The sequence below is a fragment of the Flavobacterium gelidilacus DSM 15343 genome (genome assembly GCF_000422685.1).
GTDB classification, from domain to species: domain Bacteria; phylum Bacteroidota; class Bacteroidia; order Flavobacteriales; family Flavobacteriaceae; genus Flavobacterium; species Flavobacterium gelidilacus.
Genome location: NZ_AUGN01000049.1, coordinates 1 through 1,170, shown reverse-complemented (window position 1 = coordinate 1,170; position 1,170 = coordinate 1). Strand labels below are relative to the sequence as shown.

The following is a 1,170-nucleotide window of genomic DNA, read 5'->3' as shown; positions in this document are numbered from 1 at the left end:
CGTAATAAAACTACGTTTTCTTATTAAAAACTACCTTATTTACTTATTTTCGAAATGTTTTACAGGAATCTTGGGCCTAATTTCGCACAACGGTTTTGTGTATGATTAGTGGCGTGTTTAAGCACCTAATTTAGCAAATAAAAACTGAATAGAAAATCCGCGAGAATTTTCGTAAGCAAGCTCGAACTAGCCATTAATTATACACGTTGTTGCCATTTCGTTGTTTTTATTCAGATTTCTTATTATTCTGCTTTATTCCTTTTTTTGTTTTTATTTTCATTAACGAAAATTAATATTATTGAAGCAAATAAAACTAATGAAGCACCTAAAAAGAGCCAATTTTTTTTAGATTCAATATTGAAATTTGAAAAATCAAAACTCAATATATTCAGAGTCATTGCTATAATTATCAGTATTGAAGATAAATTTCTTTTAATCATTTTTTTGCTTTTATTGTTTAAGTGAATTCAGTCAGCGTTTTATTCCGCAATCTTTTTCAATTCCAATTGAGTGATAAAATCCGAAATCTGCTAAATTCAGCACACAGTTTATTTTTCTACTTTGATTCTACACCGTTACCTTTATTAACAACAGAATTATAAATGGGTTTTAAAAATCCAGTTATTGTAATAAATGCAATTCCAACAATTAAGCGATGTTCGCTAAAAACATTATTCGGGTATAAGTTTGTCAAAGAGATTATTAAAATAATCAAAGCTGAAATCCAAACTAATGCAAGGATAATTAAGGATATTTTTTTCATTAAAATATTATTTTAAAATTTTTAAATTCAATTATTTAACGTTCTTTTTGCAAGTAATTATGAACGGTGTTGCTATTCCTTTTTTTCTATTAGATTGATTGATATATTCCGGATTCAGTTACTTTTTGATTTACCTAATCTATCACCTACAATCAATCCAATTCCAGCTCCAATCAATATGGCGGAAAAGAAATCAGTTAATTCGTTTTCAATTGTAAATTGAGAAACAGTTCCAATTATTAATAATATTAATCCAATAAATATTTTTTTATTCATAATTTTCAAATTTTGAGTTCGTTCCGCAATGAATGGCAACGGTTCTCGGCTTTGTTTCAGTGGCTTTGATTAAGCACTTACCAAAGCAAATATAAAACAAATTTATGATTCATAGAGGTTTTTCCGAAGGA

2 protein-coding genes are annotated in these 1,170 nt (G+C 27.4%); both read right to left on the bottom strand.

The window, feature by feature from the left end; translation table 11 throughout:
- Positions 1–556: 556 nt before the first annotated feature.
- Positions 557–763, bottom strand: coding sequence for a hypothetical protein (locus tag G507_RS0109695; RefSeq protein WP_026717286.1), 207 nt, complete (start codon positions 761–763; stop codon positions 557–559).
- 114 nt (positions 764–877) lie between these two features.
- Positions 878–1,039 (bottom strand): hypothetical protein, encoded by a 162-nt coding sequence (locus G507_RS17670; protein WP_157496567.1) that lies wholly within the window; start codon positions 1,037–1,039, stop codon positions 878–880.
- Positions 1,040–1,170 lie beyond the last annotated feature (131 nt).

Excerpts from the sequence above, each read along its gene's own strand:
- G507_RS0109695 (WP_026717286.1), bottom strand. The coding sequence starts at position 763 with ATGAAAAAAATATCCTTAATTATCCTTGCATTAGTTTGGATTTCAGCT.
- G507_RS17670 (WP_157496567.1), bottom strand. The coding sequence starts at position 1,039 with ATGAATAAAAAAATATTTATTGGATTAATATTATTAATAATTGGAACT.